We start from the raw sequence: 14,059 nt of genomic DNA, 5'->3' as shown, positions 1-14,059 counted from the left end.
AGCAGCCGAAACACGGTCGCTGTGTTCGAATCACGCGAGACTACGAGGAGAAATGTCATGAGATCCACGAAGCATGGCGTATGGTCCATGCCGTTCGCGCTGGCGGTCGCCGCTGCCATTGTGTCCGTCACCAGCCCCGCCATGCATGCCGCCACGAGCCAGAACCCCAACCCGCGGCTCTATCTTCCGGGAACGAGCCCATTCGGGGCGAGCTTCGGTGAATGGACCGCGGCTTGGTGGCGCTGGGCTTTCTCCCTGCCCGTCGCCAACCATCCGCTCTTCGATACCGGGTCCTGCGACACCGGGCAGGCCGGCCCTGTCTGGTTTCTTGGAGGTGCCTTCACCGGGACGGCGACCATTCGCGACTGCACCGTTCCGGCCGGGACGGCGCTCCTCATCCCGGTCCTGAACAGCGAGTGCTCGGACGTGGAGCCGCCGCCATTCTTCGGCGCCGACGAGGCGGAGATGCTCGCCTGTGCCCGCGCCTTCATGGACACAGGCACGGACCTGTTCGCGAGCATCGACGGCAGGGCTGTAGACGACCTCGCTCTGTACCGAGTCTCGTCGCCGCTGTACAGCTTCAGCGCTCCCGACGGCGGGCTCTTCGGCGGTGCCACGGCGGGAAATTCGGTCTCCGACGGCGTATGGTTGTTCCTGCAGCCCCTCGCCCCGGGAGAGCACACCATCCACTTCGGCGGCTCCTTCCCCGGTTTTCCCCTCGATGTCACCTACAACCTCACCGTGCAGCCCGGTGGCCGGGGACGGGGAGCGATCGATGCTGGCCCTGGTGCGGAGACATCGACCTGGGGACTGGTGAAGAGCCTCTACCGATAGCCCTCTGCACCTCGCCCAAAGTCGGAGGGGAGGATTTCCTCCCCTCCGATGCAAATCGGCGCCTCGATCGTGGATGTTGGCCGGAAATTGAGCCGAGAGCGGGTTGAGCTATTTGAGCAAGACCATGCGGCGCGCGCCCGCGATCTCCTCTCTTCCGGTCTCGAGAGCCAAGGCGCGCAGGCTGTAGAAATAGATGCCGCTCGGCAGCGTTGCAGCGTCGAAGACGACCTCCCGAGGACCGGCGTCCTGGCGTTCGCCATCGAGCAAGCGGCGGACTTCCTGCCCGCGAATGTTGTACACCGTGAGGGTCACCCGACTTTCGGCAGGCAGCGCGTAACGGATGCGGGTACGCGGATTGAACGGGTTCGGGACGTTCGGCTCCAGCAGGAAAGTGGCGGCGCTCGAAAGCGGCGTGGGTGCTGCCGCCATCTTCGCGACCGGAGCGGAGACCTTCGTCAGCGTGCTCGTGATGCTGAAGTTGGCGATCGCGGTGGCGAAGCCCACGACTTGGTAGTTGTAGGTTCCTGGAACCGTGGGGAAGCCCGTGAGCTCTTCGGGGTTGGACAGCGACGCTCCCTGCGCCAGGGTCCTTCCCTGGGGATCGAGCAGATAGAAATCGACATCCCCGCCGGGTTCGTAAGCGAGCGTCGCCGCGACGAGGAGCGTGTTCGCGGTGATCTCGAATGGGATGAGCCGGGTCTCGGGAATGCCTTGCACCGAGGGGCCCAGCATTCCGGTGAAGGTAGACGTCTCGTCGGTGAACTGGGTGCCGTTGTCGAAGAGCGCGCCGTCCACGTGCACCTTGTCGAGGTAGACGTTGCCGTCGAGGCCTCGCAGCTGCACCACGTGGCCTCCCCGCCCCAGGCCGATGTACGCACTGCGCACCCCCCAGCGTGGCGCCTCGCTGAAGAAGCTGACGAGTCCGTGGCTCTCGCCGTCGATGACGACCTCGGCGATGCCGCCGTTGCGGTTCTGCAAGTATTCGAGCTTGACCCCTGTGCCATGGAAGGTGAAATAGGCGAAGGGTTTCTTGTTCTTGTTCCGAGCTTGCGCCTGGATGTACGAACCCCCCGAGGCGCTGGCGTCGGTGACCGTTTCCCAGCGGGCGCTGTAGGCGAGGCGCGGGTCGTTCTGCTCGGCCAGTGCGAACGTCCCCTGCGCGGCCCACTTCACGTCACCCGCCAGGAACTCGGCGCGCGTCCCCGGGGTGGTGCGGGCAAGCTCCACTGCCTTGCGCACGTTGATGTAGCCCGGCCCGACCTGGTGGGTTGCATACCCGGGCATCGGATCGGCCGTCGCCGTCAGGATCGACTCGATCTGGTCGGGCGAGAGCTCGGGGTTGGCGCTGAGCAACAGCGCCGCGGCGCCGGCAACGAACGGCGTCGCCATGCTGGTGCCACTGAGGGCGTGGTAATACGCCGTGTACGTGGGGTGAGCGGTGTCGACGAAACTGCCGAGCGAGCCGGTCACCGTCCCCGGCGAGCGGGTGGAGCGAACGCCGACACCCGGTGCCGTGACGTCCGGGTGCAGGAAGGCGTCCCCCGGCACGCCGCGGCTGGAAAAGCTGGCCAGCTGCTTGCTGGCATCTCCCGCCGCGACGCCGATGACCCAAGGTACGGAGGCGTAAGGGTTCATCGTGTTGTCGCCCGGACCTCCGTTGCCGGCGGCGAAGGTGACCACGATGCCGCGGCGATAGGCCTCGTACGACGCCCGGTTGATCGGGTTCATGGGATCGAATCCCGGGCTCGAGCTGCCCCAGCTGTTGGTGATGACCCGCAGGTCGAAGCGCTCCCGGTTGGCGAGGGCGTAGTTGAGCCCCTTGAGTGCATCGAGGAGAGCCGTGGTCGCCGCTGCGTCAGCGCCCAGCATGCCGTAGGCCACCAGGTCCGCCTCGGGAGCGATACCGGCGTAGTAGCGCGGCCGGCGTGCATCGTCCTTGGAGGCCTCGCCGGTCCCGGCCACCGTCCCGGCCACGTGCGTGCCGTGGCCGCTGTAGTTGTCTGAATTCGGCACGCCCTCGGCATAGACGGCGAAGCCGCCGAGCAGGCCTTCGGTCGTGATGGCCCGTACGTTCTGCTTCACCTTGGTCCCGAAGGGCAGGTCAGAGTGGGTGGAGTTGACGCCGGAATCGAGGACGAAGACGGTCACGCCGCGCCCCTTGACGCCATACGTGTCGTGCACGAAATGGCCGCCGGTGATCTCTCCGGCGGTGAAGTTGAAGTATTCGAGCGGAGCGTTGTCGTAAACGCTCTCGACATGGTCCCATCCGAGAACGGTTTGGATCTGCTCGGCCGTGAGGGTGGTGCCGGCCATCGGGAGCGCCGTCAGCGCTTCGAAGTCGACACGCAGGGCCGAGAGGCTGGTCACGTCGGCCTGCGCTGCAAAGGTCACGACCACGCTGTACGGACCCGGACCGGATCTCAGGCGCTCTTGCAACCGGGGATCCATGGTGCCAGCGGCCAGGACATTCGCCGCCACGAAGACCCAGGCGACGAGGAGCGTGAGAATGCGCAGGCTGCGTTTCACGAGGATCACTCCCTCGGTGTTCGAGTCGCGAACTGTTCGGAGTTGGAAACGGAGCCAGTCTATGCGCCCGAAGGTGAAAAGTCCGTGAATCCAGGATTACGACTCGTTCATGCAGCGATTCCCAGACCAGAGTTCCACCGCTCTTTCCGTGGCACGTCGGACCTCATCCTGCTCGACATCGACTCGAGCTGGGGAGTCGCCGACCCCTGCGTCACCGGCGCGCCGCAGCCTGCCGTCGTGGATGGCTTCTGGATCATGCTCGCTCCGCTCCCTCCCGGGGTGCACACCCTCCACTTCCATAGCGAGCTGCCGGACTTCGGCGGCTTCATGGTGGACGTCACCTACAACCTGACCGTGCAGCCCGGTGGCCGGAGACGTGGCTCCATCGCCGGCGCCCCGGGCGCGGTGGAAGCATCGACGTGGGGACTGGTGAAGCGGTTCTACAAGTGAGGCGCGAAGCGGCTCGGGCCCGTGGCGGCGAAATCGCCGCACCCGTGCACGAGGCCTGCTGACCGGTGCGGCGAAGACCCCAGGTCGTGCCGCTCGAAAGCCTCGGGTCGGAGAGGATTCCGTCCTCTCCGACCCCATTACTAGGGGGTGTCCGCGGGGATGGAGTTCTCCGCTCCTGGCAACCTGCCGATCCGACGGCGGGGTCTTGGATCAGCGGCGCGAAGGACCTGCGGCTTCAGGCGCCGGGGAAATTGAAGTCGCGGTCCATCACTGTCTTGCGACCGTCCTTGCGCGCATTGTCGACGGCCTGATCGCACAACCTCCGAACGATGTCGGAGAGCCTCGGGGCGACATTGCCCGAGGTATTGAACTCGGATTTCTCCCGGATGTAGTTCTTCAGCTTCGAGACGACAACCAACACTTCGATCTCGCTCATCGCAACCCTCCGTTGAATGTCATCGGGCGCGCTGCCGCTGTACCGCCGCGGGGCAGCCGCGCTCGACGGGCGCCAGACCATAGCAGATCGCGCGGCCCGCGGTCACCCGCCGCGTCATGCCGAGGCTCGCGCCGGAGGACGCCTTGGCGGCACCCTGTGTTCGGCGCGAACCCCGGATCGAAACATAAGATAGCCTGGGACGGCCGGGGCTTCAAGGCAGTCGCTCGGCGGGAATCGGCGCGGATGTTCGGCTGCAGGAAATGGTCTCGGGGTGTCAACGCTCAATCCCGAGGCACGAGGTTGGATTGCCGGCGCGGCAGACTTGCGCCCTGCAGGGTGCGGTACTCGCCGTAGAGATCGGTGCAGAGGCACGAGTGCACCGGCAACACGACGACGAGATCGCCCGGTTCGACAGCAGCGAGCAAAGCCTCGTCCACGGCGACGAGGCCGTGCTCCTGCGAGAGCGACACGAGCGCCGCCCCTGCCGCTGCCGGCCCCCAGCTGTCGCCACGCCAAGTCGCCAACCGACCATAGGTCATTCGACCTGCAGCGTCGCGCAGTGATTCCTTGGAGAGATGCACGGCGCCGCCGTAGAGGACGAGCTGCTGGCGTTCTCTCGACTTGCCCACCACCGGACACGCCACGGCGACGGCGATGTCGTCCTCCGTGCAGGCGCCGAGACGCGCTTGGGTGAGATCATAGAAGACGAGGTTTCCCGGGCGGATCTCGTCCACGCCGGGGAAGGCTTGCGCCAGGCTGCAGCACGGCGTGTCGCCGATGGAGACAGCGCAGGGCCCGAGGCCTGCCCCGCGCACGAGCTCTTGCAAACGCGTCATGCGGGTGATGCTCGTCCCATGCACCTCGAGCACGCCGGCGACACCTTCGGCCTCATAGCTGTGTCCGGCATGGGTGAGGAGCCCTTCGAAACGCAACGACGCCGTGCCACGCAGCGCCCTGACCAACGCCAGCACGGCATCCGGCTGGTCCCAGGGCACGCCGGCGCGTCGCCCGCCCACGTCGATCTCCACCCACGCTTGCACTGGCTGGCGCAGGCGCTGTGCCAGCGCCGCCACCGTCTCCGGTGTATCGACGACGAGATGCACCGTGCAAGCCCCCGCTAGGGAGTCGATCTTGTCGCTCTCCAGGACATTGGCCGAGAAGGCCACGGTGAGATCGCGCCAGCCGTGGGCGGCGAAATAGAGCCCCATGTCCACAGACGAGACGGTGATGGCGCTGACGCCTGCGGCGCGGAACCAGTCGCCGACGGCGGCGGACTGGTGCGTCTTGAAATGCGGGCGGAAGCGAAGACCCGCCGCGGCCGCCTTGCGCGCCATGCGCTCGATGTTGCGCCGCGCTCTGCGCTCGTCGAGGAGCAGCGTCGGCCTGCAGATGCCGAACGCCGCCAGTTCGTTGGCCCGGATTCCTGCCGCCATTCCACCCTCCGTCGGCGGAGCGTACACTCCCGCCCGTACGGCGACCAGGCGGTGCCAGCGCCCGGGTGGCGCCGAGGCTGCGCCTCGCGCGGCGGCCCGCGCGGCAACCCGCGCGGCAACCGAGCTCTACAAGGAGGTTCTTTGCATGCGCACCTTCCCGTTCCTGCAGGTGGACGCCTTCACCACGCAACCCCTGGCCGGCAACGCCTGCGCCGTCGTCCTCGACGCCGACGACCTCGAGGCGGCGACCATGCAGGCCATCGCCAGGGAACAGAATCTCTCCGAGACCGCCTTCGTGCGTCGCTCGCGCTCCTGCGACTTCGGTGTGCGCTACTTCACACCCGCCGAGGAAATACCGCTCGCCGGGCATCCCACCATCGCCACCGCTTGGGCGCTGGTCGACAGCGGTCGTCTGCAGCTGCAGGGCCCGCGCACGCGCACGACGTTCGAGCTGCAGGTCGGCCCCATTGAAGTCGAGGTGGTGAGCGGCCCGAGCGGTCCGGAGCACGTGGTCATGTCGCAGAAGAAGCCAGTATTCCTCGCCCCATACGAGGCGGCGGAGGTCATGCCCATTTTCGGCCTGCGCTCCGAGGATCTGCTCCCGGGTTTCCCCATCCAGACCGTGAGCACGGGCTTGCAGCAGCTCATGGTGCCCGTCCGCGATCTCGAGGTGCTGCGACGGATCGCTCTCGACCTGCCGGCGTACGTCGAGCTCCGCCGCCGTTCCGATTTCTTCAGCACCCATCTCTTCTGCCTGCAAGGCGCGACCGCCGCCGGTCGAACCTTCGCCCGGCATTTCGTCGTCCCTCCTGACCTGATCGAGGACCCGTTCACGGGCTCGGCCACGGGCGGCATGGCCGCCTATCTCTGGCACCACGGGTGCATCGAAACACCGACCTTCATCGCCGAGCAGGGTCACTGGCTGCAGCGCCCCGGACAAGCCATGGTGGAAGTCGTCGGCCCGCGCCACGACATCACCACGGTCAAGGTCGGCGGTCCGGCGGTCACCGTGATTCGCGGCACCATGGAGCTGCCCGAGGGGTGAGACCATGCTCGATCTCGAGAGGCGAGGTTTCGCGGCGCTCACCTTCGACTGCTACGGCACCTTGATCGACTGGGAGACGGGAATCCTCGCCGCGCTGCGCACCCTGCTGCGGGCCCACGCCATTTCTCTCCCGGAAAGTGAGGTCCTGGAATCCTACGCGCGGCTGGAAGCGGAGGCGGAAGCGGGCACGTACAAGCCCTACCGCAAGGTGCTCCGTTCGGTGGTGGAAGGCTTCGGGCGGACGCACGGTTTCGCTCCGACCGCGGCGGAAAGTCGGGTGCTCGAGGAATCGCTGCCGTCCTGGGAGCCCTTCCCGGATACGGTGACAGCGCTGCAGGCCCTCGCTAGCCGACACGCTCTCGTCGTGCTTTCCAACGTCGACGACGATCTCTTCGCCAGCACTGCGGCGAAGCTGTCCGTCTCGTTCACTACCGTGATCACGGCACAGCAGGTGCGGGCCTACAAACCGGCCGAGGCGCATTTCCGCACCGCCCTCCGGACCCTCGCTCTACCGGCGGATCGGGTGCTGCACGTCGCCAACAGCCTGTATCACGACGTCGAGCCAGCGAAGCGTCTCGGGATGGCGACGGTTTGGGTCCACCGCCGCCGGGGCCGCGACGGAGCCACTCTCGCCACCGAGGTCCACCCCGATCTCGTCGTGGCCGATCTCCAGGAGCTCGTGGCGCGGCTCGGGGCATGAAGGGGCACCTCGAGAGGTCGGTCGCTTTGACCGTGGCAAAGGCCCTCTGCTAGAATCGATGCCGCTCCCGAAGAATGGATCCACGCCGACGGGAACGCTTCTGTTGCCACCTCGATCCAAGGTCGCGCCGGAGAGGGAAACGGCATTGTCCGGGGCCAGCGGTCCAAGGACCCACCTGCGCCGCCAGGGCGCGAGCGTGGCCCTAGGGCTCCTCCTGGCTGGTTCCGGCTGCATCGATCCCCTGTCCATCAGCGCCCCACCGTCTCGGTCTCCTTTCAAGGCGAGTCCCACGGTTCGTTACCAATCCCACCCACGGCTGTTCGTCCCGAGTCTGCAGGTGGGAGCCCTCGCCGCCCTCCCGGATCGGCTGCTCGCAACCACCGTCGGGCCTGGGCAGGAAAAGCTGGTGGCCATCGACGCCGAAGGTCGCGTGCAGCCCCTGGGTGTGCGTTTCGAGGCGGCGCCCGAGGCCGTCTGCCCCTTGGCGCTCTCCCCTGGCCACCACCCCGCCTTTCCGGAGGGCGACCTTCTCGTCGGCAGCGGTCCGAACATCCAGCGGGTCCATCTCGCCCTGGGCGACACCGAGCTCCTCGCCTCGCTTCCGGCGGAAGAAGGCGACGTGGTCGGGCTCTGCTTCGATTCCCAAGGCAGCTTCGCCTACGACCCGCTCGTTCTCGCCCAGAATGGCGGCGTCTACCGGTTGGAGGCGAATGGGCAGCTGTGGCGGGTAGGGAACGTCGGCGCCGGCGGTTCCGGACCGAGCATCGCCTCGCCATACTTCGGCCCGTACGCGGGCCACTTGCTCGTGGCCTTCCAGTCCACGGGGGACGTGATCGCTCTTTCTCCCGTGGGGAAAACGAGCCGCCTCACCGGTTGGTCGGGGGTCACCGCGGCGCTAGCCTTTCCCGAGGTCCCGCGGGTTCTCGATGGCACCGACGGCGCGTTCTTCTTCGCGGTGCGCTCGGGCACGACGAGCCAGGTCTATTATTGTACGGCGGCGGACATCGCGCCCCACAACGGTGCCTTGCTCCTCACCAGTCTCCATGCCTCCGGCGACGGTTTGGCGCGTCTCGAATCCGGCCGGGTGGCGGTGGAGTCGTGGAGCCGCTTCCTCGGCGCCGAGGTCGCCGCTGCTTTCGTGCAGCGCCCGGCGCTCACCCGCCTCGCTCTCGACGTGCGGCCTGGAGGCGCCGACGACATTGCCTGCGGTTCGGCGGAACTGGTGCCGGTGGCGCTGCTGTCGTCGAGTTACCTGTCGGCGGCGCTGATCGACGCGAGCACCGTGACCTTCGCCGGGGCTGCGGTCGTGCCGTCACGCAAAGGTGGGCTCGGCACCTATACCGATTGCAACGCCGATGGAGCCGTGGATCTCGTCGTCACCTTCCGGCCTGCGGAGATGCACATCGCTCCTGGCCCGGCGACCCTGGTCCTGGAGGGCAGTACCTTCGGCAGCGAACGCCTGCGTGGCGAAGCCCAGGTGCAGGTCATCGCCCCTTGAGATGCCGGCGCCGGTCTTCCCCGCGGAGGACGCAGCTTCCATGCGCCTCGACCTCTTCCTCAAGAAAGCACGCCTCGTGCACCAGCGACGCGCCGCCAAGGAGCTCTGCGACGCCGGCGGCGTGCTGCTGAATGGCAAGCCCGCCAAACCCAGCCAGGACGTGCGTCCCGGCGATCGCCTTCAGCTGCAGCTCTTGCACCAGGATCTCGAGGTTCGCATCCGCGAGTTGCCCCACGGCAACGTTTCTCGCGCCGTCGCGGCGACGCTGATCGAGGTCCTCCGGGACCAGCCGGCAGACCGGATCGGCCGTGTCTTCGGCGGTGGTGAGGCAGAGGAGGTGGGGGAATGATGGGATCCGCACGGTCGGCGAGGTCGGCAGCGACGCAGGGCACGTTGCGGCGCGGCCGAGGCGGTGATCAATCCGACGGCTCGAAGCGCACCGGCGCGGTGGTAGCATCCAGACGCGCCAGCAGCTCCCGGTACCAGGCGGCGGCGCGCTCGAGTTCGGTGCGGACGGCCTGGGCGCCCCAGACGAGGTTCAGGGTGCAGCGCGTGGCACCGTGGGTCTTGGTTCGCTGCGCATCCTTCACCGCGTTGGCGCACGGCCCGCTGGCATCGTGGAGACAGAGCAGTCCCTCGACGTCGATCTCCTGGCCTGCCTCGTTGAAGACGAATCGCGCGCCGGCTGTGGCGAGTCCGACGTGCAGCGGTAATACTAGTTGCTCCTGATCGACGACGCTGATCGGCAAGCCGCTGTGCAGCGAGACGGCGTTGCCGGCGTCCACGGCGGGATTGATGCTACGAAGTCCGGACGTAGACGCCTCGCGGAGCAAGAACTCCGCTGCCGGCTTGCCACGACCCGTGGGTTTGTAACCGCCCTGGCGCAAGAGGTCGCGGACGGCGGCGCGCACGGTTTCGCTGCGCTGCACGGGAGCCGCCGCCTCGAGACGCAACAGCGTGCGCAGCCAAGGCGGCGAGACCAACGTTGCCAGGTTTCCGGGCAGCGTGGTAGTGAACGCCACCAGCGCCAGCTGCGGGTGTGGCTCGAGCCGGAAATGCATGCGACCTCCTGCCTTCCAGGCGCACTGCCCTTCCGCTGGACAGTGCCGGGCGCCTGTGGTCAACTCTGTGGTTGACCCTGCGGGTGCCGGTGCGCGCGGTGTGGACGAGGTGACGAGGTCATGACGAACGCGACGCAGCCCGTGGTAGAGCGCGCGGGGCCGGAACGCCACCCCATCGTCAGCCTCTCCCACGTCACCAAACGATACGGCAAGCGCGAGGCGCTGCGCGACATCACTTTGCAGGTCGAGCACGGTGGCTTCGTCTTCGTCGTCGGTCCCAGTGGTGCCGGCAAGTCCACCCTGCTGCGGCTCGTCTACATGGAGGAGTTCCCCAGCGAAGGCCAGGTCACCGTGGCCGGCTTCGTGAGCACGCGGATGCGCCGGAATCGCATCCCCCACCTGCGGCGCAAGGTGGGGCTCATCTTCCAGAACTTCAAGCTCCTCGAGGACCGCAACGTGTTCGAGAACGTCGCCTTCCCGCTCTACGTCATCGGCTCCAACCGTAATTACATTCGCAAAACCGTGCTGGACATCCTCGGCCGCGTCGGGCTGTACCAGAAGCGCAACAGCTTTCCGCACGAGCTTTCCGGCGGCGAGCAGCAGCGTGTCGCCATCGCTCGGGCACTGGCCAACTCGCCCTACGTACTCCTGGCGGACGAGCCCACCGGCAACCTCGATCCCGTGGTGGCCCGGGAGATCCTGAAGCTGCTCTTTCGGATCAACGTCGCCGGCACCGCCGTGATCATGGCCACCCACGACCACGATCTCGTGCGCCAGTACCGGCAGCGCATCGTGCACCTCGAACACGGAGAGATCGTGCAGGACGAGAGCGCCATGACGCACTGGGTCCCGGAGAAGGACCTCGATGCCTGGCGCGAGGAACCACTGCAGACGCAGCCCCCCGAAGGGGAGTGAAGCGCAGCGACCGGCCGGAGCGAAGCAGCGCGCTGGCAGGCAAACGCGGAGACTCGAGTCCATGTTCACCGACAGCCAGGTCCGTTACCTGTTTCGCGAGCTGCTGCGCTCCTTCCAGCGCCTCAAAGGGGTGAGCCTGGTCTCGACCCTGATCATGAGCGTGGCCCTCACCATGCTCGCCCTCTTCACCTTGATCACGATCAATCTGCACGCCGTGGCGCGGACGTTCCAGAACGAGATCGAGATCGTCGCTTTCCTGGAGGAGGATCTCGGCACCGCCAGCATTCAGGAGATCGAGCAACGGCTGCTCCAGCACCACGGCGTGGCGAGCGTGTCCTTCGTGTCCAAAGACGATGCCTTGAAGGAATTCACCGCCCAGCTCGGCGAGGACAGCGATCTCTTGGACGTCCTCGACGAGAACCCCCTGCCGGCTTCGCTGCGCATCCGCCTGCTGGAGGAAGCGCAGACCTCGGAGCGACTGGCGCTCCTGGCGGCCTGGCTGCGCGAGATCCCCGGCGTCGAGGAAGTGCGCTACGGCGACCAGTGGGTGGAGCGGCTGGAGCGCTATGTCAAAGCCTTCCTGGTGCTGGACGTGGTGCTGGGAGCACTGGTGGTGGCCTCGGCGCTTTTCGTCGTCGGCAACACCGTGCGCCTCACGGTGATGACACGGGAACGCAGCATCGAGGTGATGCGTCTGGTCGGCGCCACCGATTGGTTCATCCGCGTCCCCTTCGTCGTCGAGGGCGCGCTGCAAGGCGCCGTGGCGGCTGGGCTGGCGATGGCGGTGCTCTGGGCCGTGCAACGATACGCCACCCGCTTCGTTGGCCCTCTGGTTTTTTACGATGTCGGCCAGATCGCCGGCTTCGTCGCCCTCTGCGCCATCGTCAGCGCCTTCGGCAGCCTCACCTCGCTGCGGCGCTTCCTGCGGATCTGAACATGTCGACGACACGCGCCAGAAAAGGGAGGGATTCGAGGGGACGTTCCGCGCCCGCTTCCCTCCGCGCGCTTGCCTCGGCTCTCGCCTTCGGGCTCGCTTTCGTTGGCGGTGGACTGCACGGCGCCGGCGCCCAGAGCGAGAGCACCGACTCCGCCACCGTCCGCGACTCGCTTGCAGCCTACGAGAAGCAGATCCAGACACAGGAAGGGCATCTGCAAGAGCTGCGCTCCCAGATCAAGGACCTGCGCCGGCGCGATCAGAAACTGAAGAAAGAAGAAGTGGGGACGCTGGAGCAGCTGGAGATCCTCGACAAAGAAGTCGCCCTGACCGCGGACCTCCTGCGCCAGCTGGGAACCAAGAGGCAGCGACTGGAGGCACAGCTCGAGGGCATTCGCGCCGAACACTCCCGCGCCGAGGAAATCTTGGCGGAACGCAAGGGCCGCCTCGCCCGCACGCTGCGCGCCATGCATATGCGCGGCACCACCAACACCGCCGAGGTCTTGCTCCGCACCAGCAACCTGCGCGATGCGCTCACGCACTACAAGTACCTGGAGATGTTGGCGCGGAACAACGAGCGCCTGTACCTCGAGATTCGGCAGCAGGAAGTCTATCTGAAACGCACGAGCGCCCAGCTCACCGAGAAACTCGCGGCCGTGTCGGCGACGGCGACGGAAACCCAGGAAGAAAAAAAGCGCCTCGATGACGGGAGAAAGGCGCGGCAGAGCACGCTGCAGCGCGTGCGCCGGCAACGCGGCGAGCACCAGAAGTCGATCCGCGATCTCGCCGCCTCCGAGCAACAGCTGCAAGGGCTGATCGCGACCCTGGAGAGACGCCGCGAGGAGTTGCGGGCTTCCGGTCAGACCGTGGAGTTCCCGGACCTCGGGTTCCGTGACCTGCGCGGGCGGATGCCCTGGCCCGTCGCCGGACGGGTGACGACCCGCTTCGGCCGGCACCTCAACCCCCGGCACCAGACGGAGACCTTCAACAGCGGCATCGATATCGTCGCCGCCGAAGGCGAACCTGTGCGCAGCGTCGCCCGCGGCCGGGTCGAGTACGTGCAGTGGTTGAAGGGCTACGGGCGCACCATCATCATCAACCACGGTTCCGGTTTCTACACCGTGTACGCTCATCTGTCGGAGGCACTCGTCGCCGAGAAGCAGGAGGTCGAGCCGGGGCAGACCATTGCTCGCGTCGGCGACACCGGCTCGCTGGAGGGGCCCAAGCTGCATTTCGAGATCCGCGACAAGGCCACCGCTCTCGATCCCATGATGTGGCTCGGCTCCTGAGGTGGGTACCGGCGACGCCCTGGATGTTCGGCGTGTGGCCGGCATCATCGAGACACAGTTTCCTCACCTCGGCACCCTCTCCGTGCTTCCCTTGGGCGAGGGCTGCGACAGCATCGCCTTCCTCGTCAACGATACCTGGGTCTTCCGCTTTCCCAAGCGGGCCGAGGTGGAACGCCAGCTCGCTGTCGAAGCGCGGATCCTGCCTGTCCTCGCCACGACGGCTCCCCTGCCGATTCCCGTCTTCTGCTTCCACGGCCTGCCTTCGGCCACGTTTCGCCGCCCCTTCGCCGGCTACGCCCGGCTTCCCGGCGTACCGGGAATCCAGTGGGAACCCGCAAACGTTCCCTTCCACCTCTTGGCCCCGAAGCTGGCGCGGTTTCTCTCCTGGCTCCACGCCTTCTCTGTCGACGAGGCGATTCGCTGCGGCGTGCCGCAGCAGCCGATCGCGGCGCGGCTCGACGAGATCCGGGCCGAGGCCATTGCCGATTTCGAGTCGGTCCGCAAGGTGGCGCCCGAGGCGCCCCTCGAAGCGTGGCACCATACTCTGCAGTCCGGGTGCGACATCGCTACAGCACCTCGTGCCCTGGCGACTCTCGTGCACAATGATCTAGCCGCCGAACACATCTTGTTGGATCCGGCGACCCAGTCGATCACGGGCATCGTCGACTGGAGCGATATCGCCATCGGCGATCCTGCCGCCGACCTCGCCGGCGTCTTTCACTGGGGCGGCGAGGCCCTCGTGCAGGCCGTGCTGGCAACGTATGTTCCTCCGATCGACGCTGGGGTCATGTCTCGCGCCCGTTTCCTCGGCGCTTGCAGAGGTGTGGCGGACGTGACTTTTGGCCGCGAAACAGGCCGGCAGGAGTACGTCCGTGCCGGCATTCGTGCCCTCGGCCTCTGCGCCGGCGCCGTTCACGGAGAGAGGTACTCACGATAAG

General features: G+C 67.0%; 13 protein-coding genes and 1 pseudogene. 10 read left to right on the top strand and 4 right to left on the bottom strand.

What is annotated here, in order from left to right; translation table 11 throughout:
• The first annotated feature begins 57 nt into the window (after positions 1–57).
• Positions 58–834, top strand: coding sequence for a hypothetical protein (locus VFE28_03675; GenBank protein HZM15078.1), 777 nt, complete (start codon positions 58–60; stop codon positions 832–834).
• Positions 835–942: 108 nt separating this feature from the next.
• Here the strand turns inward: VFE28_03675 and VFE28_03670 are convergent, their stop codons facing one another.
• Positions 943–3,360: a S8 family serine peptidase gene (locus VFE28_03670; GenBank protein HZM15077.1), complete on the bottom strand. Its 2,418-nt coding sequence runs from the start codon at positions 3,358–3,360 to the stop codon at positions 943–945.
• Positions 3,361–3,444: 84 nt separating this feature from the next.
• Here VFE28_03670 and VFE28_03665 point away from each other — a divergent pair, with 84 nt between their 5' ends.
• Complete coding sequence (locus VFE28_03665) at positions 3,445–3,810, top strand: hypothetical protein (GenBank protein HZM15076.1); 366 nt, start codon at positions 3,445–3,447, stop codon at positions 3,808–3,810.
• 235 nt (positions 3,811–4,045) lie between these two features.
• On the opposite strand, the gene VFE28_03660 is transcribed toward VFE28_03665, so the two are convergent.
• Positions 4,046–4,246, bottom strand: coding sequence for a hypothetical protein (locus tag VFE28_03660; protein ID HZM15075.1), 201 nt, complete (start codon positions 4,244–4,246; stop codon positions 4,046–4,048).
• A 281-nt stretch (positions 4,247–4,527) separates the two neighbouring features.
• Positions 4,528–5,679, bottom strand: a complete 1,152-nt coding sequence (locus VFE28_03655; GenBank protein ID HZM15074.1) for an alanine racemase — start codon at positions 5,677–5,679, stop codon at positions 4,528–4,530.
• 145 nt (positions 5,680–5,824) lie between these two features.
• Here VFE28_03655 and VFE28_03650 point away from each other — a divergent pair, with 145 nt between their 5' ends.
• The 4 genes from VFE28_03650 (at position 5,825) to VFE28_03635 (ending at position 9,271) form a co-directional block, all read left to right on the top strand.
• A complete protein-coding gene (locus tag VFE28_03650; GenBank protein HZM15073.1) occupies positions 5,825–6,724 on the top strand; it encodes a PhzF family phenazine biosynthesis protein in 900 nt (299 codons plus the stop codon).
• Between the two features lie 4 nt (positions 6,725–6,728).
• Complete coding sequence (locus tag VFE28_03645; protein ID HZM15072.1) at positions 6,729–7,424, top strand: haloacid dehalogenase type II; 696 nt, start codon at positions 6,729–6,731, stop codon at positions 7,422–7,424.
• 337 nt (positions 7,425–7,761) lie between these two features.
• Complete coding sequence (locus VFE28_03640; GenBank protein ID HZM15071.1) at positions 7,762–8,922, top strand: hypothetical protein; 1,161 nt, start codon at positions 7,762–7,764, stop codon at positions 8,920–8,922.
• Between the two features lie 40 nt (positions 8,923–8,962).
• Entirely contained in the window at positions 8,963–9,271 is a 309-nt protein-coding gene (locus VFE28_03635) for a S4 domain-containing protein (GenBank protein HZM15070.1), read from the top strand.
• Between the two features lie 67 nt (positions 9,272–9,338).
• On the opposite strand, the gene VFE28_03630 is transcribed toward VFE28_03635, so the two are convergent.
• Positions 9,339–9,983, bottom strand: coding sequence for a phenylalanine--tRNA ligase beta subunit-related protein (locus VFE28_03630; GenBank protein HZM15069.1), 645 nt, complete (start codon positions 9,981–9,983; stop codon positions 9,339–9,341).
• Positions 9,984–10,103: 120 nt separating this feature from the next.
• Here VFE28_03630 and ftsE point away from each other — a divergent pair.
• From ftsE to VFE28_03610, 4 genes and pseudogenes are all read left to right on the top strand, one after another.
• Positions 10,104–10,811, top strand: a pseudogene (gene ftsE / locus VFE28_03625) (cell division ATP-binding protein FtsE).
• Positions 10,812–10,959: 148 nt separating this feature from the next.
• On the top strand, positions 10,960–11,832 hold the full coding sequence (locus VFE28_03620) for a permease-like cell division protein FtsX (GenBank protein HZM15068.1): 873 nt from the start codon (positions 10,960–10,962) through the stop codon (positions 11,830–11,832).
• Positions 11,833–11,834: 2 nt separating this feature from the next.
• Positions 11,835–13,121, top strand: coding sequence for a peptidoglycan DD-metalloendopeptidase family protein (locus VFE28_03615; GenBank protein HZM15067.1), 1,287 nt, complete (start codon positions 11,835–11,837; stop codon positions 13,119–13,121).
• A 34-nt stretch (positions 13,122–13,155) separates the two neighbouring features.
• A complete protein-coding gene (locus VFE28_03610) occupies positions 13,156–14,058 on the top strand; it encodes a phosphotransferase (GenBank protein ID HZM15066.1) in 903 nt (300 codons plus the stop codon).
• Position 14,059 lies beyond the last annotated feature (1 nt).

It is taken from the genome of Candidatus Krumholzibacteriia bacterium (assembly GCA_035649275.1).
In the GTDB taxonomy this organism is placed as follows: domain Bacteria; phylum Krumholzibacteriota; class Krumholzibacteriia.
This window is presented reverse-complemented; position numbering and strand designations above follow the sequence as displayed.

Excerpts from the sequence above, each read along its gene's own strand:
- VFE28_03675 (HZM15078.1), top strand. The coding sequence starts at position 58 with ATGAGATCCACGAAGCATGGCGTATGGTCCATGCCGTTCGCGCTGGCG.
- VFE28_03660 (HZM15075.1), bottom strand. The coding sequence starts at position 4,246 with ATGAGCGAGATCGAAGTGTTGGTTGTCGTCTCGAAGCTGAAGAACTAC.
- VFE28_03655 (HZM15074.1), bottom strand. The coding sequence starts at position 5,679 with ATGGCGGCAGGAATCCGGGCCAACGAACTGGCGGCGTTCGGCATCTGC.
- VFE28_03650 (HZM15073.1), top strand. The coding sequence starts at position 5,825 with ATGCGCACCTTCCCGTTCCTGCAGGTGGACGCCTTCACCACGCAACCC.
- VFE28_03645 (HZM15072.1), top strand. The coding sequence starts at position 6,729 with ATGCTCGATCTCGAGAGGCGAGGTTTCGCGGCGCTCACCTTCGACTGC.
- VFE28_03635 (HZM15070.1), top strand. The coding sequence starts at position 8,963 with ATGCGCCTCGACCTCTTCCTCAAGAAAGCACGCCTCGTGCACCAGCGA.
- VFE28_03630 (HZM15069.1), bottom strand. The coding sequence starts at position 9,983 with ATGCATTTCCGGCTCGAGCCACACCCGCAGCTGGCGCTGGTGGCGTTC.
- VFE28_03620 (HZM15068.1), top strand. The coding sequence starts at position 10,960 with ATGTTCACCGACAGCCAGGTCCGTTACCTGTTTCGCGAGCTGCTGCGC.
- VFE28_03615 (HZM15067.1), top strand. The coding sequence starts at position 11,835 with ATGTCGACGACACGCGCCAGAAAAGGGAGGGATTCGAGGGGACGTTCC.